This window comes from Streptomyces sp. NPDC008001 (genome assembly GCF_042958085.1).
In the GTDB taxonomy this organism is placed as follows: Bacteria; Actinomycetota; Actinomycetes; order Streptomycetales; family Streptomycetaceae; genus Streptomyces.
Genome location: NZ_JBIBIZ010000001.1, coordinates 134,943 through 156,126 on the forward strand (window position 1 = coordinate 134,943; position 21,184 = coordinate 156,126).

22 protein-coding genes and 1 pseudogene are annotated in these 21,184 nt (G+C 73.7%); 14 read left to right on the plus strand and 9 right to left on the minus strand.

Going from position 1 to position 21,184, the window contains the following annotated elements:
• Positions 1 to 36 precede the first annotated feature (36 nt).
• From ACFZCD_RS00615 to ACFZCD_RS00625, 3 genes are all read left to right on the plus strand, one after another.
• A complete protein-coding gene (locus ACFZCD_RS00615; RefSeq protein WP_391826362.1) occupies positions 37 to 1,635 on the plus strand; it encodes an alpha/beta hydrolase in 1,599 nt (532 codons plus the stop codon).
• 174 nt (positions 1,636 to 1,809) lie between these two features.
• Positions 1,810 to 1,986 (plus strand): hypothetical protein, encoded by a 177-nt coding sequence (locus tag ACFZCD_RS00620; protein ID WP_391826364.1) that lies wholly within the window; start codon positions 1,810 to 1,812, stop codon positions 1,984 to 1,986.
• Positions 1,987 to 2,317: 331 nt separating this feature from the next.
• The gene (locus ACFZCD_RS00625; protein WP_391826366.1) at positions 2,318 to 2,755 is read left to right on the plus strand and encodes an SSI family serine proteinase inhibitor; all 438 of its coding nucleotides are present in this window, start codon (positions 2,318 to 2,320) and stop codon (positions 2,753 to 2,755) included.
• Positions 2,756 to 2,814: 59 nt separating this feature from the next.
• On the opposite strand, the gene ACFZCD_RS00630 is transcribed toward ACFZCD_RS00625, so the two are convergent.
• The 5 genes from ACFZCD_RS00630 to ACFZCD_RS00650 form a co-directional block, all read right to left on the minus strand.
• Positions 2,815 to 2,973 carry a hypothetical protein gene (locus tag ACFZCD_RS00630; RefSeq protein WP_391826368.1) on the minus strand — a complete coding sequence of 53 codons (159 nt, stop codon included), beginning with the start codon at positions 2,971 to 2,973 and terminating at the stop codon, positions 2,815 to 2,817.
• Between the two features lie 117 nt (positions 2,974 to 3,090).
• Positions 3,091 to 4,044 (minus strand): cytochrome c oxidase assembly protein, encoded by a 954-nt coding sequence (locus tag ACFZCD_RS00635; protein WP_391826370.1) that lies wholly within the window; start codon positions 4,042 to 4,044, stop codon positions 3,091 to 3,093.
• A 113-nt stretch (positions 4,045 to 4,157) separates the two neighbouring features.
• Entirely contained in the window at positions 4,158 to 5,183 is a 1,026-nt protein-coding gene (locus ACFZCD_RS00640; protein ID WP_391826372.1) for a 6-phosphofructokinase, read from the minus strand.
• A gap of 120 nt (positions 5,184 to 5,303) precedes the next feature.
• The gene (locus ACFZCD_RS00645; protein ID WP_058041480.1) at positions 5,304 to 6,032 is read right to left on the minus strand and encodes a type 1 glutamine amidotransferase; all 729 of its coding nucleotides are present in this window, start codon (positions 6,030 to 6,032) and stop codon (positions 5,304 to 5,306) included.
• Between the two features lie 29 nt (positions 6,033 to 6,061).
• Entirely contained in the window at positions 6,062 to 7,300 is a 1,239-nt protein-coding gene (locus ACFZCD_RS00650) for a MurT ligase domain-containing protein (protein ID WP_030364333.1), read from the minus strand.
• A 177-nt stretch (positions 7,301 to 7,477) separates the two neighbouring features.
• On the opposite strand from ACFZCD_RS00650, the gene def reads away from it, so the two are divergent.
• Entirely contained in the window at positions 7,478 to 8,059 is a 582-nt protein-coding gene (gene def / locus ACFZCD_RS00655; protein WP_391826375.1) for a peptide deformylase, read from the plus strand.
• A 47-nt stretch (positions 8,060 to 8,106) separates the two neighbouring features.
• On the opposite strand, the gene ACFZCD_RS00660 is transcribed toward def, so the two are convergent.
• A complete protein-coding gene (locus tag ACFZCD_RS00660) occupies positions 8,107 to 8,751 on the minus strand; it encodes a TetR family transcriptional regulator (RefSeq protein ID WP_391826377.1) in 645 nt (214 codons plus the stop codon).
• 157 nt (positions 8,752 to 8,908) lie between these two features.
• On the opposite strand from ACFZCD_RS00660, the gene ACFZCD_RS00665 reads away from it, so the two are divergent.
• From ACFZCD_RS00665 to ACFZCD_RS00690, 6 genes are all read left to right on the plus strand, one after another.
• Positions 8,909 to 10,135: an acyl-CoA dehydrogenase family protein gene (locus ACFZCD_RS00665; RefSeq protein ID WP_391826379.1), complete on the plus strand. Its 1,227-nt coding sequence runs from the start codon at positions 8,909 to 8,911 to the stop codon at positions 10,133 to 10,135.
• Between the two features lie 15 nt (positions 10,136 to 10,150).
• On the plus strand, positions 10,151 to 10,549 hold the full coding sequence (locus tag ACFZCD_RS00670) for a VOC family protein (RefSeq protein WP_391826381.1): 399 nt from the start codon (positions 10,151 to 10,153) through the stop codon (positions 10,547 to 10,549).
• A 110-nt stretch (positions 10,550 to 10,659) separates the two neighbouring features.
• Positions 10,660 to 11,196 carry a hypothetical protein gene (locus ACFZCD_RS00675; RefSeq protein ID WP_391826383.1) on the plus strand — a complete coding sequence of 179 codons (537 nt, stop codon included), beginning with the start codon at positions 10,660 to 10,662 and terminating at the stop codon, positions 11,194 to 11,196.
• A 131-nt stretch (positions 11,197 to 11,327) separates the two neighbouring features.
• The gene (locus tag ACFZCD_RS00680; RefSeq protein WP_391826385.1) at positions 11,328 to 12,995 is read left to right on the plus strand and encodes a sigma-70 family RNA polymerase sigma factor; all 1,668 of its coding nucleotides are present in this window, start codon (positions 11,328 to 11,330) and stop codon (positions 12,993 to 12,995) included.
• Positions 12,996 to 13,115: 120 nt separating this feature from the next.
• Positions 13,116 to 15,152 (plus strand): RICIN domain-containing protein, encoded by a 2,037-nt coding sequence (locus ACFZCD_RS00685; RefSeq protein ID WP_391826387.1) that lies wholly within the window; start codon positions 13,116 to 13,118, stop codon positions 15,150 to 15,152.
• Between the two features lie 196 nt (positions 15,153 to 15,348).
• Entirely contained in the window at positions 15,349 to 15,942 is a 594-nt protein-coding gene (locus ACFZCD_RS00690; protein ID WP_391826389.1) for a hypothetical protein, read from the plus strand.
• Between the two features lie 42 nt (positions 15,943 to 15,984).
• Here ACFZCD_RS00690 and ACFZCD_RS00695 read toward each other — a convergent pair whose 3' ends face one another.
• The gene (locus tag ACFZCD_RS00695; protein WP_391826391.1) at positions 15,985 to 16,986 is read right to left on the minus strand and encodes an alpha/beta fold hydrolase; all 1,002 of its coding nucleotides are present in this window, start codon (positions 16,984 to 16,986) and stop codon (positions 15,985 to 15,987) included.
• Between the two features lie 203 nt (positions 16,987 to 17,189).
• Here ACFZCD_RS00695 and ACFZCD_RS00700 point away from each other — a divergent pair, with 203 nt between their 5' ends.
• On the plus strand, positions 17,190 to 17,600 hold the full coding sequence (locus ACFZCD_RS00700; protein ID WP_391826393.1) for an SRPBCC family protein: 411 nt from the start codon (positions 17,190 to 17,192) through the stop codon (positions 17,598 to 17,600).
• A gap of 10 nt (positions 17,601 to 17,610) precedes the next feature.
• Here the strand turns inward: ACFZCD_RS00700 and ACFZCD_RS00705 are convergent, their stop codons facing one another.
• Entirely contained in the window at positions 17,611 to 17,943 is a 333-nt protein-coding gene (locus ACFZCD_RS00705; RefSeq protein ID WP_391826395.1) for a hypothetical protein, read from the minus strand.
• A 131-nt stretch (positions 17,944 to 18,074) separates the two neighbouring features.
• Here ACFZCD_RS00705 and ACFZCD_RS00710 point away from each other — a divergent pair, with 131 nt between their 5' ends.
• From ACFZCD_RS00710 to ACFZCD_RS00720, 3 genes and pseudogenes are all read left to right on the plus strand, one after another.
• On the plus strand, positions 18,075 to 18,467 hold the full coding sequence (locus ACFZCD_RS00710; RefSeq protein ID WP_391826397.1) for a hypothetical protein: 393 nt from the start codon (positions 18,075 to 18,077) through the stop codon (positions 18,465 to 18,467).
• A 132-nt stretch (positions 18,468 to 18,599) separates the two neighbouring features.
• On the plus strand, positions 18,600 to 19,445 hold the full coding sequence (locus ACFZCD_RS00715) for an SAM-dependent methyltransferase (protein ID WP_391826399.1): 846 nt from the start codon (positions 18,600 to 18,602) through the stop codon (positions 19,443 to 19,445).
• A 101-nt stretch (positions 19,446 to 19,546) separates the two neighbouring features.
• Positions 19,547 to 20,245, plus strand: a pseudogene (locus ACFZCD_RS00720) (lysophospholipid acyltransferase family protein); the annotation flags it as partial.
• Between the two features lie 284 nt (positions 20,246 to 20,529).
• On the opposite strand, the gene ACFZCD_RS00725 reads toward ACFZCD_RS00720, so the two are convergent.
• A complete protein-coding gene (locus ACFZCD_RS00725) occupies positions 20,530 to 21,162 on the minus strand; it encodes an AAA family ATPase (RefSeq protein WP_391826401.1) in 633 nt (210 codons plus the stop codon).
• Between the last annotated feature and the right edge of the window lie 22 nt (positions 21,163 to 21,184).

The following is a 21,184-nucleotide window of genomic DNA, read 5'->3' on the forward strand; positions in this document are numbered from 1 at the left end:
CGCTCCAAGCGGCGTACCCAGCAGGGGGATTCCTACGTGAGACACACGTCAATACTCGGCGCGGCCGGCACCCTGGTGACCGGCGCGCTGGTGGCCGGGTTCCTGACCGCCCCGGCCGCCGGCGCGAGCGAGCGCGTGCCGGGAGGGGCCGCCGAGGCCCGCGGTGTGAAGACGGCCGCCGATCGCGCGGCCAAGACGGGCGTCAAGTGGCAGGACTGCCCTGCCTCGTGGGGCCTCGACAAGCCCATCGAGTGCGGCTACGTCACGGTGCCCGTCGACTACGCCAGGCCCGACGGGCCCACCATCAAGATCGCAGTGGACCGGGCCCGTTCGACGGGCACCGCGAGCGAGCGCCAGGGCGCCCTCCTCTACAACCCCGGCGGCCCCGGCGGCTCCGGCATGAGGTTCCCGCGCCGGATCACCACCAAGGCGCCGCTCTGGGCCAAGACCGCCAAGGCCTACGACTTCGTGGGCTTCGACCCGCGCGGAGTGGGTCACTCCGCCCCGATCTCCTGCATTGACCCGCAGGAGTTCGTGGCGGCGCCCAAGGCCGACCCGGTGCCCGGCAGCGAGGCCGACAAGCGGGCCCAGCGCAAGCTGGCCCGCGAGTACGCCGACGGCTGCGCCGAGCGCAGCGGCAAGCTGCTGCCGTACCTCACCACGGCGAACACCGCGCGCGACATCGACGTCGTCCGCGCCGCCCTCGGCGAGAAGAAGCTCAACTACCTGGGCGTCTCCTACGGCACCTACCTCGGCGCCGTCTACGGCACGCTCTTCCCGGACCACGTCCGCCGCCTGGTCGTCGACAGCGTCGTCAACCCGGACCGGGACAACATCTGGTACCAGGCGAACCTGGACCAGGACGTCGCCTTCGAGAGCCGCTTCAAGGACTGGGAGGCGTGGGTCGCCAAGCACGACGACGTCTTCCACCTGGGCGCCACGCAGGCCGAGGTCCAGAAGGGCTGGGAGAAGCTCCGCGCCACGGCCAAGGAGAAGCCCATCGGCGGGGTCGTCGGCCCGGCCGAGCTGATCACCTTCTTCCAGGACGCGGCGTACTACGACTCCTCGTGGGTCCCGGTCGCCGAGGTCTGGAGCAAGTACGTCGCCGGTGACGAGAAGCCGCTGGTCCAGGGCGCGGGCCCGGACCTGTCCGACACCGCGGGCAACGTGGCCAAGGAGAACAGCAACGCCGTCTACACGGCGGTCGAGTGCGCGGACGCCAAGTGGCCCACCAGCTGGAAGAAGTGGGACCGCGACAACACCCGCGTCCACCAGCAGGCCCCCTTCATGACCTGGTCCAACGCATGGATGAACCTTCCGTGCGCCACGTGGCGCGCCCCCCAGGGCACGCCCGTCGAGGTCACCACGCACAAGGGTCTCCCGCAGACGCTCATCATCCAGAGCGAGCGTGACGCCGCGACTCCGTACGAGGGCGCCGTGGAGCTGCACAAGCGCTTCAAGGGCTCCCGCCTGATCACGGAGAAGGGCGCCGGCTCGCACGGCGTCACGGGCGAGGCGAACCCCTGTGTCAACGCCCGGCTCGACGCCTACCTCGTCGACGGCAAGCTCGACGCCCAGGACGTGACGTGCGCCCCGCACGCCACCCCCGAGCCGCCGAAGGCCGCCACGAAGTAGTCCCCGCACCACCCCTGGCGCCCCGGTCCCTCGCGGACCGGGGCGCCGTCCGTTTTCCCGCCGCACTTCCGGGGACCTGGGGAGGGTTTCCGGCTGGATGACCATTTGATGAGCATTCTGCGAACCTCGACGGTTCTCGGTGTTTTGGCCGCCCGTCCCTCGTAGCCTGTGCTCATGCCCGTCAACGCGGACCTCACCCAGTCGCCCGAGGAGATCAACGACGCGATCCGTGCGTTCCTGGCCGAGCGCCGCGGCCGGATGCTCAACGGCGAGGAGCGCAGGGCCTACGAGCGGCTGCGGGCGGAGTGGCTGGCGGCGGTGCGCGACGGGCAGTGGCTGAACGAGCGGTGAGCCTGGGGACCGGCGGGGCGGACCTTGCGGTCGGCGCCCTCGCGCCTCCCTCGCACCCCAACGCGCCCCCACCCGGCACGGTTTGACCCGGCGGCCGGGGGATCGGGCGGCCCTGGCAAGGGCGTTACGGGCGGTACGGTGGCCCTTCCCGCGGCCGTCCGCCCTTGTGCTGACCCACGTCAGCGCAGTGCCGCACCGGGGCCGGCGGCCGCCGCGCCCCGGCCGGGTGACCGGCCGCCGCCACCCGGGCGACGGCGCGGCGTGGCAGCTTGCCCGGCGCGTTCCGCGCGCGATGGCCTTGGCCCGGGCACCCCCGCTCCAGGAGGCACCGATGTCCCTACCCCGTACCGCCGTGTTCGCCGCGGCGGCCGTCGCCGCGCTCCTCGCCCTCGCCGCACCGCCGGCCGCGGCGGACGGCAAGCCCGGCAAGCCCGGAGAGCCGGCCCGGCCCGGCCACGGCGAGACCGGCGCCGGCCGGTTCCTCCTCACCGTCTCCGGCTCGCAGGACACCTGGATCCGCGGGGTGCACCTGAGCTGCCCGGACGCCACCGGCCACCACCCCCACGCGGCGGAGGCCTGCGCCGTGCTGCACCGGGCCGAGGGCGACCCGGACCGGGTGACGGGCACGGAGCACGAGTGCACCCGCCAGTACGACCCCGTGACCGCGACCGCCGAGGGCGAATGGAACGGCCGGCCCGTCGTCTGGCACAAGACCTTCCCCAACGCCTGCGCGCTCGACGTGGCCACCGGGCCCGTCTTCCGCTTCTGAAGGCCCCGGCCCCCCGGCCCCCCGGCCCCCGGCCCCCGGTCTCCGGTCTCCCGACCCCGTCACGCCCCCCGCGCCACCAGCGTCCCTATCGTCAGCAGCGACAGCATCACCCACGCGAACCACAGCCAGCCGTTGCTGCCTATCGTCACCGAATACGCGGTCACCACGACGAGGCCCCCCACCGTCAGCCCCGCCATCGCCTTCGCCGAACCGGGCATCCCCGCACCTCCTCACGGCGGCCCGGAAGCGCGCCGACGCGCGAGGGGCCGCGGCCTGGAGTCCATCGTCTCCCGGCCGCGGCCCCTGCCGCCAGATCCCGCGCGTGCGCCCGTCCCTCACGTCTCCCGCGACCGCAGCGACGCGAGGTAGGCGTTGTACGCCTCCAGCTCCTTGTCGCCGTTGCGGTCGGCGGCGCGGTCCGAGCGGCGGGCCTGCCGCTGCTCGGAGCGGTACCACTGGTAGGCCAGCGCGAGCAGCACCACGACCGACGGGATCTCGCTGAACGCCCAGGCGATGCCGCCGCCCGCCTGCTGGTCCTCCAGGGCGTCGATGCCCAGCGAGGCCGGCGGGTGCATGTACGTGCGGATCATCGGCTCCGAGGCCATCATCAGCGCGATGCCGAAGAACGCGTGGAAGGGCATGCCGGCGAACAGCTCCAGCATCCGCATCACGTAGCCGGGCCGGTGCGGGCCCGGGTCCACGCCCATGATCGGCCAGAAGAACACCAGGCCCACGGCGAGGAAGTGCACCATCATCGCGATGTGGCCCGTCCTGGACTCCATCAGGAAGTCGAAGAGCGGCGTGAAGTACAGCGCGTACAGGCTCGCGATGAACAGCGGGATCGTGAACACCGGGTGCGTGATCACCCGCATGTAGCGGCTGTGCAGCAGACCGACGAGCCACTCGCGCGGCCCCTTGCGGCCGCGCCCGGCCGCCGGCAGCGCCCGCAGCGTCAGCGTCACCGGCGCGCCCAGCAGGATCAGGATCGGCGAGAGCATGCTGATCACCATGTGCTGCACCATGTGCACGCTGAACATGACCATGCCGTAGTCGTTGAGCTTGGTGCACATCACCAGCCACACGGTCAGCACGCCGAGCACGAACGCGACGGTCCGGCCCACCGGCCAGGCGTCCCCGCGCCGCCGCAGCCGGACCACCGCCCAGCCGTAGAGGGCCAGCGCCAGCAGACAGCCGATCATGAAGAATGGATCGCCACTGAACTGCAGACCCCGTCCCAGCGTGAACGGCGGCATGTCCATGTGCATCATGCCGTGCCCGCTGTGATCCATCCGCTCTCTCCCATTTCGCACCAATGCGCCGGGACCAGACTAGAGGCGCCCCGGGCCGCGCCCGCGGCCGGGGGCGCCCCGCCGGAGAGCCGGAGGACGCGGGGCGAACGGGCTCAGAGCACGCACTCGACCTCGGTGTACCGCTCCTGCGGCACGGTCTTGAGCCGCTCGACGGCCTCCGCCAGCGGCACCAGCGTGATGTCCGTTCCGCGCAGCGCCGTCATCATGCCGAAGGCGCCGTGGTGCGCCGCCTCCACGGCGTGCCAGCCGAACCGGGTCGCGAGGACGCGGTCGTACGCGGTGGGGGTGCCGCCGCGCTGCACGTGACCGAGTATCACCGGGCGGGCCTCCTTGCCCAGGCGGTGCTCCAGCTCGCCGGCGAGCTGCCGGGCCACCCCGGCGAACCGCTCGTGGCCGTAGACGTCCGTGGCGCCGGTCTCGAAGGCCATCGAGCCCTCGCGCGGCTTGGCGCCCTCGGCGACCACCACGATCGCGAAGCGCTTGCCGGCCTCGAAGCGCCGGCCGACGACCTCGGTGAGCTCGCCGATGTCGAAGGGCCGCTCGGGCACGACGATGGCGTGCGCTCCGGCGGCCATGCCCGAGTGCAGGGCGATCCAGCCGGTGTGCCGGCCCATCACCTCGACGATCAGCACCCGCTGGTGCGACTCGGCGGTGGTCTTCAGCCGGTCCAGGGCCTCGGTGGCCACGCCCACGGCGGTGTCGAAGCCGAAGGTGACGTCGGTGGACGCGATGTCGTTGTCGATGGTCTTGGGCACGCCGACGATCGGCAGGCCCGCGTCCGACAGCAGCCGGGCAGCCTTCAGCGTGCCCTCGCCGCCGATCGGGATGACGGCGTCCAGCCCCAGGTCGGCCACATGCCCCTTGGCCCGCTCGACGCCGTCCCGCAGCTGCGCGGGCTGCACGCGCGAGGAGCCGAGGATCGTTCCGCCGGTGGCCAGGATGCCGGCCACGGCGTCCAGGTCGAGCCTGCGGTGGTCGCCTTCGAGGAGGCCCTTCCAGCCGTCGTGGAAGCCGATGACCTCGTCGCCGTGGTCGACGACCGCGCGGTGCACGACGGACCTGATGACGGCGTTCAGACCGGGGCAGTCGCCACCGGAGGTGAGTACACCAATGCGCATGACAGGGAGAAACCTTCGCAACAGGGCGGGGGACCGGACCCCGTCGTCCGGTTGCGTCCCCGCCACCCTACTAGCGGTGGGCGGCGGGGGACGCGACCGTCCGTCATGCGGTCGGCAGCGCTACGCCGACTGGGTCGCCGCGGCGATCCGCTCGGCGCGCAGCGCCTCGTACCAGCGGTCGTCCACCGGCGGCAGGGCGTTGACGTCCAGCGCCAGCTTGATCAGCATGTCCGAGATGTGCGGGTTGCGGGCCATCACCGGGCCGTGCATGTACGTACCGAAGACGGTGTCGTTGTACGCGCCCTCGAAGCCGTCGCCCGTGCCGTTGCCGTTGCCGTAGCGCACGCGGGCGAACGGGCGGGCCGTCGGGCCGAGGTGGGTGATGCCCTGGTGGTTCTCGAAGCCCGTCAGCGGCGGCAGGCCCAGCGGCTCGTCGATGTCCGCGAGGACGTCGCCGACGCAGCGCTCGCCCTCGCCGCGGGTGCTGATGACGTCGAGCAGGCCGAGGCCCTGCTCGCGCTGGCCCAGGTCGTTGATGAACTCGTGGCCCAGGATCTGGTAGCCGGCGCAGACCGAGAAGACGATCGCGCCGTTGGCCACGGCCCGGTTCAGGCCGCCGTCGCGGCGCAGCCGCTCGGCCGCGAGCCGCTGCGGACGGTCCTCGCCGCCGCCGATCAGATAGATGTCCCCGGAGGTCGGGATGGGCTGGTCGGACCGGATGTCCACGCGCTGGACGTCCAGCCGGCGCTGGCGCGCCCGCCGCTCCAGGACCAGGACGTTGCCCTGGTCGCCGTAGGTGCTGAGCAGGTCGGGGTAGACCCACACCACACGCAGACTGTTCTGGCTCATGCTCACAATCCTGTCAAGTCTCGGCGGGGTCAGTTGCCGACGCGGCGGCGGACGTCCTGGAACGCCGTGTAGTTGGCGATCAGCTCGATCTTGCCGGGCGGGCACTGCTGCACGGCCTCGTCCACGGTCTCGCAGACCCGGAAGTCCAGGCCCGCGACCTCCAGCCGGACGGCCAGGTCCAGCTTGCGGTCGCCGATGACGAAGATCGGGTGGCCGGCGAGGCGCGGGTAGTCCACGTCCCACAGCCACGAGGTGTCCGTGCCGTCGGCGCCGCGGGCGTTGACCGCGAGGATCACCGGCGCCGGGGGCCCGTCGATCAGCGAGAACGTCTCCAGCCAGCCGGCCGGGTTCTTGGCCAGCAGCAGCCGGATGTCGCGGCCGAGGAACTGCACCACGTCGAACCGGCCCGCGACCGCCTGCACCTGGTACATCCGCTCCAGCGCGACCTGCGGCGGGACGCCGAAGGTGGCCGCGACGGCCGCGGAGGTGGTGGCGTTCGCCTTGTTCGCCCGGCCCGGCAGCTGCAGGTGGATCGGCCACGCCGACCCGTGCGGGTCGAGGACGTAGTCGCCCGAGAGCGCCCAGCTGGGGGTCGGCCGGCGGAAGCCGCACTCGCCGCAGAACCAGTCGTCGCCGGGGCGCTGCATCACGCCGCCGCACGACGGGCAGGACCAGGCGTCGTCCTTCCACTCCTGGCCGGCCGCCACCCACACCACGTTCGGCGAGGAGGAGGCGGCCCACACGATCAGCGGGTCGTCCGCGTTCGCGATGATCACTGCCTTGGTGCCGGCCAGGCCCTCACGCCACTTCTCGGCGAGCATGCGCGTCTCCGCGGCCCGGTCGAGCTGGTCGCGCGAGAGGTTCAGCAGCGCTATGGCCTTGGGGGAGACGTCCCGGGCGACACCCGCCAGGTACTTCTCGTCCACCTCGATCACGCCGTAGCGCGCGTCCGAGCCGCCCGCCAGGGCCGAGGTGATGCCCGCGGGCATGTTCGCGCCCAGTGCGTTGGACACCACCGGGCCGCTGGCCCGCAGCGCCTCGGCGATCAGCCGGGTCGTGGTCGTCTTGCCGTTGGTCGCCGACACCAGGACCACGTCCAGGTGGGTCGCCAGCCGGGCCAGCAGGTCGGGGTCGAGCTTGAGCGCGACCTTGCCGCCGATCACCGAGCCGCTGCCGCGGCCCGCGGCCCGCGACACCGCCGCAGCCGCCTTGCCCGCCGTCACGGCCAGCTTGGCCCGCGGCGACAGTGGCCCCGAGTTGCCTGCCATCGTCCTAGATCCTCCTTGTTCCGGCGCCGTGCCCGTCCCTGGTCCGCCGGTGGTGGAACGCCCCCTCCGTGCCGAATCGCCAGCCAGGAGGCCCGGTCGGGGATCAGCCTATCGAGATCCGGCCGCAGGCCCGAACCGGCCGTCCACGGAACGTAGGGCTGACCGTAGGGTTGGCCCATGCGAAACGGCTCGATCCCCGGCAGTTCCGGACGTGTGCGGCCCATGCGGCTGCTCGGCGACCCGGGGCTCGGCACCCCCTGCGAAGACGTCACGGAGTTCGGCGAAGGCCTCGCCCGGCTCGTCGAGGACATGTTCGCGACCATGTACGCGGCGGGCGGCGTGGGCCTCGCCGCCAACCAGATCGGCGTGCCGCTGCGCGTCTTCGTCTACGACTGCCCGGACGACGAGGACCGCCGCCACCTGGGCCACCTGGTCAATCCCCGGCTCGTCGAGGCCGACGGGGTCGTCGTCCGCGGGCCGGAGGGCTGCCTGTCCGTCCCCGGGATCGAGGCGGGCACGCCGCGCTTCGACCACGCCGTGGTCGAGGGCTTCACCCTGGACGGCTCGCCCGCGCGCGTGACCGGCACCGGGTTCTTCGCCCGGTGCCTGCAGCACGAGTGCGACCACCTCGACGGCGGGCTCTACCTCGACCGTGTGACGGGCCTGCGCCGCCGCCGCGCGCTGCGGGCGGTCCGCCGGGCGCCGTGGGCCGGCCGTACGGAGGCGGCGGTGGAGCAGGAGCCGGCCCGTACGGCGTAGGACGCAGTACGTAACAGTACGCAGGGGTGCGGCCGGGCCGCGGCGGGTCAGAAGCCGGGGCCGCCCGGCAGGTCGCCCGAGGAGGCGAGCCGCCCCCACAGCAGGTCCGCGAGGTGCCGCACGAGGTGCGCCCGCGGGAAGGGGCGCTCGCGCAGCCACCAGTCGCCGGCCGCGTGCATCATGCCCACGATGCCGTGGCCCCAGGCGCGCGAGAGCTCGTCGCTGTCCGGACCGAGGTCGACGCGCTCGGATATGACCTGGGCGAGCTCCTCGCCCATCCGGCGCAGCAGGGGCGCCGAGTGCCGGCCCACGTCGAAGCCCTGCTCGGAGGGCTGGCTCTCGTCGGCCGGGTGCATCAGGAAGCGGTAGACCTGCGGCCGGGCCTCTATGGCCGCGAGATAGCTGTCCAGCGTGCGCTCGACGCGGTCGCGGCGGTCGGCCGGGGCGTCCAGCGCGGCCCGCAGCCCCACGAGCAGCGCGTCGGTGTGCCGGGCGGCCAGCGCGCGGTAGAGGCCGCCCTTGTCGCCGAAGTGGCGGTAGAGGATCGGCTTGGTGATGCCCGCCTCGGCGGCGATGGCGTTCATCGAGGCGCCGGGCCCCTCCCGCAGCACCACCCGGTCCGCGGCCTCGAGCAGCTCCTTGCGGCGGCGCTCCGCCGCGTGCTGCTGGTCCTCCCGCTGACTGGTTTCCATATGACCTGCCTCCCCGCCCCTGTGAATCGTGATGCCTGCGCAACGTAACACCCGCTCCACCCAGCGAATCCGGGAGGCGGGACGGTTGACACTACTACCGGTCGGTAACATACTCGCGTTACCGCGAGTAATGCCGTGCCGAGGGGTGGGAGGCCGCGTGGCCGAGTTCACGATGGAGCTCAACGAGGACCAGCGGGGGGTGCGCGACTGGATCCACGGCTTCGCCGCCGAGGTGATGCGCCCGGCCGCCGCCGAGTGGGACGAGCGCGAGGAGTTCCCCTGGCCCGTCGTCCAGGAAGCGGCCCGCATCGGCCTCTACTCCCTCGACTTCTACGCCCAGCAGTTCTTCGACCCCACCGGCCTCGGCATCCCCATGGCCATGGAGGAGCTCTTCTGGGGCGACGCCGGCCTCGGCCTCGCCATCACCGGCACCGGCCTCGCCGCCATCGGCGTCCTCACCAACGGCACCGAGGAGCAGATCGGCACCTGGCTCCCGCAGATGTACGGCGACGCGAACGACGTGAAGGTCGCCGCCTTCTGCTCCTCCGAGCCGGACGCGGGCTCGGACGTCTCGGCCATGCGCACCCGCGCCGTCTACGACGAGGCCAAGGACGAATGGGTCCTCAACGGCACCAAGACCTGGGCGACCAACGGCGGCATCGCGAACGTCCACGTCGTCGTCGCCGTCGTGGAGCCTGGGCTGGGCGCGCGCGGGCACGCCTCCTTCATCGTGCCGCCGGGCACGAAGGGGCTCTCCCAGGGCCAGAAGTTCAAGAAGCACGGCATCCGCGCCTCGCACACGGCCGAGGTCGTCCTCGAGGACGTGCGCCTCCCGGGGCACTGCCTCCTCGGCGGCAAGGCGAAGCTGGACGAGCGCCTGGCCCGGGCCCGCGAGCGCGCCGGCTCCGGCGGCGCGCGTACGCACAACGCCGCCATGGCGACCTTCGAGGCGTCGCGTCCCACCGTCGGCGCCCAGGCCGTCGGCATCGCCCGCGCCGCGTACGAGGTGGCGCTCGACTACGCCCAGACGCGCGTCCAGTTCGGGCGTCCCGTCATCGACAACCAGGGCGTCGCCTTCCAGCTCGCCGACATGCGCACCCGGATCGACGCGGCCCGGCTGCTGGTGTGGCGCGCGTCCTGGATGGCCACCGCGGGCAAGCCCTTCACCTCGGCGGAGGGCTCGATGTCCAAGCTCTTCGCGGGCGAGACGGCGAAGGCGGTCACGGCCCAGGCGATGCAGATCCTCGGCGGGAACGGCTACACGCGGGAGTATCCGGTGGAGCGGATGCACCGGGATGCCGCCATCTACACCATTTTCGAGGGCACGAGCGAGATCCAGCGGCTGGTGATCGCCCGTACGATCTCGGACGTACCGATCCGCTGAACCGGGGGCGTGGGCGTGCTGCATCACTTGGAGCTGTGGGTGCCCGACCTGCAGCGGGCCGAGAAGAGCTTCGGCTGGCTCCTCGGAGCCCTCGGCTACGAGCCCCACCAGCACTGGGAACACGGCCGCAGCTGGCGGCAGGGCGCCTTCTACCTCGTCGTCGAGCAGTCGCCCGCGCTCACGGGCGGCACCCACGAGCGGTGCGGGCCGGGCATGAACCACGTCGCCTTCCGCGTCGGGAGCCGGGCGGCCGTCGACGCGCTCGTGGAGGCGGCGCCCGGGCACGGCTGGCGGCTGATGTTCCCCGACCGGCACCCCTTCGCAGGTGGGGCCGGCCACTACGCCGCGTACCTGGAGAACGAGGACGGCTTCGAGGCCGAACTCGTCGCCGTGGCGGCCGGGGACATCCTCTGACAGGCAGGTCTCGTCCTCTGACAGGCAGTCTCTTCCTTCGCCGCGCGGCGGAGGAAGACCGTTCCGGGGGCTGACGCGAGGGCCCCGGCCCCGCCACCAGCATGGATCCCATGCTGAAGATGAACGCCCTGCCCGGCGTGCCCCGATGGGCCGTCCTCGCGGCCCACGCCGTGCCCCTGGTCACCCTGCCGTCGGGGCTGTGGCGGATCGCGCTGGTCGCCGGGCTGCCGGTGGCCCCGCCCGACGGCGACATGTCCCTCGGGGAGGCCCTCTACGTCCTCTCGCTCACCGGGATCTCCGAAGGACTCGCCCTGCTCACGCTCGGACTCGTGCGGCCCTGGGGCGAGACCGTGCCGCGGTGGATCCCCCTGCTGGGCGGCCGCCGGGTGCGCCCGCTCGCGGCGGTGGTCCCGGCGCTGCTGGGCGCCACGGCGCTGACGGGCCTCGCCGTCTGGTTCTTCTGCGCCCCCTTCGTGAAGCCGGATCAGCCCATCTGGCAGGGCACCCCGGCCCAGGACGCGCTCCTCGCCGCCTGCTACTCCCCGCTGCTGGCCTGGCCGCCGCTCCTGACGGCCGTGACCCTCGCCTACTACCGGCGCCGTACGGGCCGGCAGGCGGCCGGGGACCGGGCCCTCGCCCGGGCGTGAGCACCCGTCATACCCACCCCGCCACAAAAGATTCCGCCGAACCGCAGGTTTTTCTGTTATCCGCTACGCGCCCCCTGGTCTCCCATGCGTAAGCCCGCCGACGCGGTGGAGCGGAAAGAGGTGCGCGGAACGTGAACTTGGACAGCACGGCCGGGGTGATCGAGGCGGCGCGCGGCGGGGACGGCGCCGCACAGGGCGAACTCGTCGCCGCCTGCCTTCCCCTGGTGTACAACATCGTCGGCCGGGCCCTGAACGGGCACGCGGACGTCGACGACGTCGTGCAGGAGACCATGATCCGGATGGTCGGCGGCCTGCGCGGGCTGCGGGACCCCGAGGGGTTCCGCTCCTGGCTCGTCGCGATCACCATGAACCAGATACGCAGCCACTGGCGCAAGGAGCGCGCGGAGCGCAAGGACGCCCCCGCCGGCGGTCTGCAGGAGGTCGGCGAGGCCGCGGCCCCCGAGCCCGACTTCGTCGAGTGGTCGATCCTCCGCCTCGGCCTGCAGGGACAGCGCCGGCAGGCCGCGGAGGCCACGCGCTGGCTCGACGGCGACGACCAGGTCGTCATGTCGTTGTGGTGGCTGGAGGCCGCGGGCGAGCTGAGCCGCGCCGAGGTCGCCGCGGCCCTCGGCCGCTCGCCGCAGTACACCGCCGTCCGCGTCCAGCGCACCAAGACGCAGCTGGAGACGGCCCGCGTCGTCGTCCGGGCCCTCGCGACGACCCCGCGCTGCACGGAGCTCACGGCCGTGCTCGGGGACTGGGACGGGGCGCCGAGCCCGCTGTGGCGCAAGCGCATCGCCCGGCACGCGCGCGGCTGCACCGGCTGCGGCGGTCACTGGTCCGCCCTGGTGCCCGCGGAGGGCCTGCTCGCCGGTCTCGGCCTGGTCCCCCTCGGAGCCGCCCTGCTGGGCCGCCTGACCGGCGGCGCGGGAACCGGTGCCATGACGGCGTGCGGCGCCGTGACGGACGCGGAGGCCGCGGAAGCTGCGGAGGCCGCGGAGGCCCCCGGGGAGGCGCCGTCCTCGCCGCCCGAGGCCACGCGCCTGGCGCGCCGGGCCGTCATCGCCGGTGTCGTCGCCGTCATCGTGGGCGCCGCCCTGGGCGGCCCGCACCTCTTCGCCCCGGCCCCGGAGCGCGCCGTTCCGCAGGCTTCGGGGGGCTCCGTCGAGTTCCTCCCGGCCACCGCCGGCGGCCCCGCGCCCGCCGCTCCGGAGCGCACCGGCGCCACGCCCGTCGCCCGCTCCGAGAGCAGCGGCCGGATCCCCGTACGCGAATCCGCTGCCCCCGCGGCCTCGTCACCCGCACCGGCATCCCCCGTCACTCCGGCCACGGACAAGCCCTCCGCCGGGAGCACCGCACCGGCCGGGCCGCACCGTACGCCTGCCGCCGAGGCACCGGCCCGGCGGACCGCGCCGCCGCGCGACCCGGATGCGGGGCCCGCGAGGGACATCGTCCGCATCGTCAACACCGAACGCGCCAAGGCGGGATGCGGGCCGGTCCGCTACAGCGCCGAACTGGCCCTGATCGCCCAGCGGCACACCGAGGACACGGCCTCGCACGTCCCGCTGAACCAGTGGTCCGCCTTCGCCCGCGGCATCTCCGTGCCCGGCCACCGCTGGAGCTCGTACGGGGTGACCGCCGCCGGCGGCCGGAGCAGCGCCTCCGCGGTCGTGACCACGTGGATGAACGACCCCGGACGCCGCCGGACCGTCCTCAACTGCGCCTACACCGAGGTCGGCGTCGGCGTCACCTTCACCTACGACGGCCCGCGCTGGCTGCAGGTCTTCGCCACGCGGTGAGCCGCGGACGCGCCCGGCCGTTCGCAACCCCCAACGCGATACCCCCGCCCCAAGCCCCCACGTAACACCCCCCGCGCAACCCGAACCCCCCACGCCATACCCCCACCGAAGGGATAACCCTTGCCCCGCAAGCACACCCACCGCCGCAGCAGAACCGGCCGCCGCCTGATACTCACGGCGGCCGCAGCCACTGCGGCCGCCGGCATCACCTTCGGCGTCATCAGCGCCGGATCCGCGACCACGGCCGGCGACCCGCCGCCGGGCGCGGCGAGCGCCCCGGCCGCCGAGCCGGTGCACAAGAAGCCGCCCGCCCCCCTCAAGTCGGCCCCGCAGGCCGACAAGCGCCGCGGCCTCGTCTACGACGGCCTCAAGCCCGCCCCCAAGGGCGACCGCTGCGTCGGCGTCTACAGCGTCTCGCGGGCCGGCCTGTGCACCCACGGCCCGGACGCCCCGCCCAAGGGCGTCGACATCACCAAGGACACCGCGCCGGTCGCCAAGGGCACGGCCGGGCCCCCGCCCCTGACCGGCGACGGCGAACAGGCCCCCTCGGCCGCCGAGGCCCTGGGCGGCGCACCGGCCGTGATCGACGCCCGCAAGGGCGGCGTGGCCGCGGCCGCCGCCCCGGGCCCCGGCTCCGGCGCGCCCGCCGGCCCGCGGGACGGCTCCGGCTCCAAGGTCGTCTGCGAGGGCGACGGCGCCACCGGCAACCGCGTCCAGGTGCTGTACGTGCACGCGCCCGGCCGCGACCGGTTCGGCCAGTACGCGGCCTCCTTCAAGCAGTGGGCCGCCGAGACCGACGTCATCTACAACGCCAGCGCCAAGGAGACCGGCGGCGAGCGGCACGTCCGCTACGTCACCGAGGGCGACTGCACGGTCTCCGTCCTGGACGTCGAACTGCCCGCGGGCGACCTGCAGGAGTTCGGGGCGATGAACAACGCCCTGGCCGCCAAGGGCTTCAACCGCCGCGACCGCAAGTACATGGTCTTCGCCGATGCCCAGGTCTACTGCGGCATCGGCACCTTCAACGGCGACGAGCGCCCGGGCCAGGACAACCTCAGCAACTTCGGCCCGTCCTACGGGCGCACGGACTCCGGCTGCTGGGGCGGCAGCACCCCCGCCCACGAACTCGGCCACAACCTGGGCGCCGTCAACAACAGCGCCCCGCACACCAGCAAGGCCGGGCACTGCGTCGACGAGTGGGACATCATGTGCTACTCGGACGCCCCGTACTACCCGAAGATGCAGACGATCTGCCCCGACCGGGCCAACGACAACCGCCTGGACTGCGGCCACGACGACTACTTCCACACCGACCCCAAGCCCGGCAGTTACCTGGCCACCCACTGGAACATCGCGAACAACCGCTTCCTGATGGCCGGGGGCGGCACCACGAACCCCGGCCCCGGCCCCACGCCGACCCGTACGGCCGGCCCGACGCGGCCGTCGTCCGCCGGGCCCGACGCCCAGGCCGGCCAGATCACCCCGAACTCGGCCGTCGTCAGCTGGCCGAAGGCCCCTGCGGCCGCCGGGTACGACGTGCTGGTCAACGGGAAGAAGACGGCCGAGGTCAAGGACACCGTCGTCCGCCTCGCCAACCTCACCCCCGACACCGCCTACAAGGTCGCCGTCGCCGCACGGGGCACCGACGGGAAGTCCTCCGCGCCGGGGCGCGCCGCTGCCTTCCGCACGCTCCCCGCGGACGGCGGCTCCCCGACCCGCCCGGGCACCGCGTACCTGATGGTCAACGGCCTCACCGGCCAGGCCGTCGACCTGTGGGGCGGCTCCGCCGCGGACGGCACCGTCGCCATCGCCTACCAGCGGCACGGCTACGCCAACCAGCAGTGGGCCTTCGAGAACGCCGGCGGCGGCACGCTGCGCGTGAAGTCGGCCCAGACCGGCAAGTGCCTCGAACTGGGCACCGGCGGGCGGGCCGTGGCCGGCCAGTACGTCGCCCAGCGGCCCTGCCGTGACACGGCCGCGCAGAAGTGGCGGCTGAACGGCGCCGGCGGCGGGGCGTACGTCCTGCAGCCCGAGGGCTCCTCCCTGGTGCTGGGCATCAGCAACCGCTGGTACTACGGCGGACGGCTGCTCGAACTCCAGCAGAAGAACGGCCAGGGCTACCAGAGCTGGACCCTGTCGAAGGCAGCTTCTTCCTGACCGGCTTCTTCCTGACCGGCCTCTTCCTGACCGGCCTCTTCCTGGCCGGTCTCCTCCCGGCCGGTCTCTTCCTGACGGCCGCCTTCTGACGGCCGTCCCCTGATCCGGGCCGGCGACCGCTGCTCACCACCCCCACCCCCCACCTGCGGTCGCCGGCCCTTCCGCACCCTCCACCCCCCTCAGAGGAACCGCCACGATGAAGCTGCGCCCCCTCTTCCCGGCCTCCGCCCTCGGCTGCGCCACCGCCGCGCTCGTCCTGGCCACGGCCGGACCGGCCGCCGCGCACGGCGACACCATCCACTTCACCGTCGGCGCCGCGCAGCCGGACGGCCGCGTACGGGCCGTGGCGACCTGGGACGACGACGGCGACCCCGTGGACGAGCCGGTCGCCGGCATCCTGACGGCCACCGGCCCGGACGGGCGCACCCTCGGGCCCTGGCAACTGGTGGCGGCCGGGGGCGGGAAGGCCGCCTACACCACCCGCGAGGCCCTGCCGCCCGGCACCTGGAAGATCGTCGTCCACAGCGGCTTCCCGGACCTGGGCCACGGCGAGGGCGCGGTCACCGTCGCGGCGGCCGGCGAAGCCAAGAGCGGCCCCGTACCGGAGAAGGCGGCCTCCGCACCGGCGAAGGCCGCCGCCGCACCGGAGGAGCGGGCGAAGGCGCCCTCCTCCCGTACGGGCCTGACGGCCGTCGCCGCCTGCGCCGCGGCCGCCGTGCTCGCGGCCGTGGGCGGCGTCCTCCTGGTCCGCGCCCGGCGGTCGGGGAACGGCCGCCCGGCGTCCGTGTGAACGGCGGGGCCGAGCGCCCGTTGCGCAGGACCCCGCCGGCCGTCACCCGTCCAGGGCGGCCAGGAAGTCCAGCAACTCGGCGTTGACCTCGTCCGGGCGCTCCTGCTGCGTCCAGTGGCCGCAGCCGGGCAGGGTCACGCTGCGGTGCAGCCGCGGCACCGCCGTCTCCAGCGAGGCCAGCAGCTCGGGCATCCCGGGGAAGGTCCGTACGAGGTCGCGGTCGCCCGCCACGTACAGTGCGGGCACCTCGACGCGGCGGTCGTGGAAGGGCGCGAGGAGCTCCCAGTTCCGGTCGATGTTGCGGTACCAGTTGAGCCCGCCGGTGAACGCCCGGTCGCCGTGCTCGGAGAACTCGCGGGCGAACACGGCGACGTCCTCCTCGGTGAGCCAGCCCGGCAGCTCCTTCGGCTCCGGCATCGTGTCCAGGATCGTGGCGCCCGCCGGGACGACCCATGGGCGCGGCGGGTCGGTGAGGGGGCTGTCGCCCGAGGCGCCGGTCAGGATCCGGCGGAACGTCGACGCCGGGTCCTGCACCAATTCGGCGTCGGCCACGCCCGGTTCCTGGAAGTACAGCTGGTAGAAACCGTCGCCGAACAGGGAACGCAGGGCGGGCAGCGGCGCCGCCGGGCCGCGCGGCACCGGCGGCACGCTCAGGCCGGCGACGCCGCGGATGACGTCCGGCCGCAGCAGCGCCGTCGTCCAGGCCACCGGCGCGCCCCAGTCGTGGCCGACGACCACCGCGCTGTCCTCGCCGAGGGCGTGGATCAGCCCGATCACGTCACCGGCGAGGTGGAGCAGGCTGTACGCGCCGATGTCGTCCGGCTGTTCGCTGCGTCCGTAGCCGCGCTGGTCCACCGCGACCACCCGGTACCCGGCTTCCGCCAGGGGCCCGAACTGGTGCCGCCAGGAGTACCAGCACTCCGGGAAGCCGTGCAGGAGGACGACCAGCGGCCCCCGCCCTCGTTCGGCGATGTGCAGCCTGACGCCGTTGACCTCGACGAACCGGTGCTCGACCGGGTCGGCCGTCTCGACCGGGTTGGTCATGTCGTCCTCCTGGGATCGTCGTGCCGTGACCGCCGCGCGGACGTGCTCCACGGGCGTGCTTCACGGATGTGCTTCACAGCAGGGTGCAACTTCGCGGCGCGGTCCCGGGATTCCCGTTCCCGCCGTGTGTCCCGGGCGGTGGGCGTTCGGCCGGGTGCCGCACTGCTGTTGCGGGAACCGCCGGGGTGGGTCATGGGTAGGGCATGAGCGAATACGAGCGTTCCCGGACGATGCCCGACCTCCCCGAGCACGTCTTCGACCAGGCGAGCGTCGTGTCCTGGTTCGACAGCTGGCTCCCGGACGAGCTGCACGTCCGGGCGCAGGACCCGCCGGCCCTGACCGTCCACGAGGACAGCACGGGCGAGGACGCGGCCGCGCTGTTCCGCGCGGACCGCGAGCGGATGCGGCTGGAGTGGGGCGCGCTGGACGGCAGCGGCTACACGGGATGGCTCCAGGTGGCCGGGTACGGCACCGGTGCGAGCGAGGTCACCGTCCACCTGTCCTTCGCCGACTGGCGCCTCGACCCGGGCGAGGCGGACGTGCTCGGCGCCCTCGACCGGAGCCTGCAGCAACTGGAGGAGCAGGTCCGGCTCCGGGTCGAGGGCGCCGGATAGGCGGTGCGGCTCACCCCTCGGGGTCGGCCTCCAGGCAGGTCAGCTCGATGTCGTCGATGACGGCCTCGTGCGTCTGGCCCTTCAGGTGCGCGACGTTCTCGATGCCGACGGCCATCCAGCCCGCCAGGCTCATGGCGAGCACACGCAGCCCGTCCGTACCGTGCTCGGCGAGCACCCTGTCCGCGGCCTTGAGGGCTTCCTCCGGCACCCGCTCTGCCGGTTCGAGGCCGACGATCGTGCGCATCAGCCCGATGGTGGTGTACGAGATCTCCGGCGCGATCGCCCGCAGCCTCCGGTCCTCTTCCTCGTCCACGTGTCCTCGATCCTGTTCGTCAGCGGTCACGTGGGCAGCACCCTAGGCGGCGGCGCGCGGGGCCCGCACCCGTCCGGGACACCAACGGGTGATCCTGCGCCGCCGCGTCAGGCGGCCCGGCCCTCCCGGCGTTGTCAGTGCCCGGTGCGAGGATGCGTGGCATGAGTCCTCGTCTCCTCACCGACATCGAACGTGCCGTCCGCAGCAGTTGGGGCGCCGACACGTGCACACCGGAGTACCGGCCGCGCTGGACGCCGGACAATCCCGCGCGCGACCAGTGCGGCGTGACCGCGATGGTCCTCAACGACCTGCTGGGCGGCGACCTCGTCCGGGGCGAGGTCCGGGTCGGCGGCGTGCAGACCGACTACCACTGGTGGAACCGCCTGGGGGAGGGCGTGGAGATCGACCTCACGCGCGAGCAGTTCGGCCCCGAGGAGATCGTCACCGGCGGTGTGGTCATACCGCGGCCGCCCGAGATCAAGCGCCTGCGCGAGGAGTACGAGCTGCTCCGCGCCCGGGTCCTGGAGAAGCTGGCGGCGCCCGCTGCGGCGTGAGCCGGTGGTGCGGCCCGGCCCGGCGATCGTGGGTGCGGGCACGGCCCGGTCCTGGCCGGTTCCGTCCCTGTGGCCGGCGCCGTGCGGCGGGCGAGGCTGGTCCCGCACGATCCCGTGAGCGAAGGAGCAGTTGTGACCGGTCAGAGCACACCGCGTACCGGCGAGGACGCGACCCGCAGCTACTACGACTCCGCCGACGTCGACGCCTTCTACGCCGCCGTCTGGGGCGGCGAGGACATCCACACCGGCATCTACACCCGCCCCGGCGAGCCCGTGGCCGACGCCTCCCGCCGCACCGTCGACCGGGTCGGCGACCGGCTCGCGGACCGGCTCGGCCCGGGGCGGTCCGTCCTCGACCTCGGGTCCGGCTACGGAGGCACCGCCCGCCGCCTGGCCGAGCGCTTCGGCTGCCGCGTCGTCGCCCTCAACCTCAGCGCCGCCCAGAACGAGCGGCACCGCGCCGCCAACGCCGCGCGCGGCCTGGACGGCCTCGTCGAGGTCGTCACCGGCTCCTTCCACGACGTGCCGTTCCCCGACGGCCACTTCGACGCCGTGTGCTCCCTGGAGGCCCTCTGCCACAGCAGCGACCGGCCCAGGGCGCTGAGCGAGGCGGTCCGCGTCCTCAAACCGCAAGGAGCGCTGGCCTTCACCGACATCATGGCCGCCGAGGACGCTCCCGCGGAGCTGCTGCGCCCGGCCGTCTCCCGGCTCGGCGTCGACGCCCTGGCGACCGTGTCGTTCTACCGCACGCAGCTCGCCGCCCTCGGCCTGACCGGCGTCGGGTTCGAGGACCACAGCGACCAGCTGGTCAGCCACTACGTCCGGCTGACCGACGAGACGGCGGCCCGCGCGGCGGAGCTCCGCGGCCGCATCAGCGACGCCTATCTCGGCCACCTCCAGGAGAACCTGCCCGTCTGGGCCGACGCCGCGCGCCGCGGCCGGCTCCGCTGGGGCGTCCTGCACGGAAGCCGTCCGTGATCAACCGGCCACGCTCTGGCTTGATTTGCCTTCTCCCCCTGATCCATACCCGCGAGTAGCGTGCCCCGGCGCGGGGGCCTCTCTGGGAGAAGGGCGTTGGCATGTTCTATTGCGCGTTCAGGGCCGTGGTACTCGTGCCGCTGCTGCGGTGGCTCTTCCGGCCCCGGGTCGAGGGCCTGGGCCGGGTGCCGGAGCACGGGGCCGCGATCGTGGCGGGCAACCACCAGTCGTTCACCGACCAGTTCCTGATGGGAGTGACCCTCCGGCGCCGGATTTCCTTCCTCGCCAAGCAGGAGTACTTCACCGGCCGGGGCCTCAAGGGCCGCCTCGCCGCGGCGTTCTTCCGCGGGCTCGGGGCGATACCCGTCGACCGCTCCGGCCGGGCCGCCGGCCAGGCCGCCGTCGACGAAGGCGTGCGGGTGCTCGACCGCGGCGAGCTCCTCGGCATCTTCCCGGAGGGCACCCGCTCCCACGACGGACGCCTGTACAAGGGCAAGGTGGGCGTCGCGGAGATGGCGATCCGTTCCGGCGCGCCCGTGGTGCCCTGCGCGATGATCGGCACGTTCGAGGCGCAGCCCGCCGGGCGCCGGCTGCCCCGCCTGGTCCCGGTCACCGTCCGCTTCGGCGAGCCCCTGGACTTCTCGCGCTACGCGGGCATGGCGGACCAGCGGCACGTGCTCCGGGCGGTCACGGACGAGATCATGTACGCGATCCTCAAGCTCTCGGAGCAGGAGTACGTCGACATGTACGCCGTCGACGCCAGGGCCCGGCTCACCGCCCCTGCCTCCGGCGCGGCCCGCACGGAGACCGCCGGCAGCGCGCACCTGGCGCCGGTCCCGGACCGTACGCCCGGAGACCCCACGCCTGGAGCCCACGCGCCCGGCGACCGTACGCCCGGAGACCCCACGGCCGTCGCCGGGCACCCGGCCCCCGGAGAAGGGCGTCACGCGGCGTAGGAGCGGCGCGGGGCAGTGCGCGGGGCAGTGCGGGGGCGGCGCAGGAGCCGCAGAGCGCGGCCGGTGCCGGGGGACAGGCGTCACCCGGCCCGGCCGACGGGCCCCTTCCGGCGGAACGACCGCACGACTCAGTCGAACCGGATGTGCTTGAGCCCCGTCCACGCCCGGCGCGCCCGTCCCCGCAGCACGCCGTCGGTGTTCGGGGCGAGCGTCAGCCCGGCGGAAGCGGCGACGGCGTCGGCGACGGCCGGGACGGTGAGCCGGTCGGTCCACACGTGCGCGGCGAACTCCGGCCCGCGCAGCCGCTCCAGGCACGGATCGAGCCGCGACACGGCGAAGCTCTCCCGCCCCGTGCCGGGGCCGCGGCCGGCGGCGGCCCGCAGGGCGTGCACCACGGAGCGCTCGCGCAGTCGCCGCAGCACCGTGGCGCGCCCGGCCATGAGCGTGAAGTGCCGTACGTCGTGGCCGTTCTCGCGCAGCCGGCCGGCGGTCTCCCGGAGGAACTCCGGCTCCACGACCGTCATCGGCACGATGACGGGGCCGTCGAGCCTGCCGAGGGCCAGGTCCAGCACCTCGTACACGCCCTGCCGCCAGGCCGGGAAGTCCTGGAAGTCGCCCCGCAGGCCCGGGGGCGTCATCCGGTGCAGGCCGAAGCCGACGTGCTCGGGGTCGCAGATGACGCTGCCGGGCAGCCGCCGCTGCAACTCGTGCGCGGTCTGGGTCTTTCCGCCGCCGAAGGGGCCGTTGATCCATAGAAGCATGGGCGGACTCTACGGCCGGCCG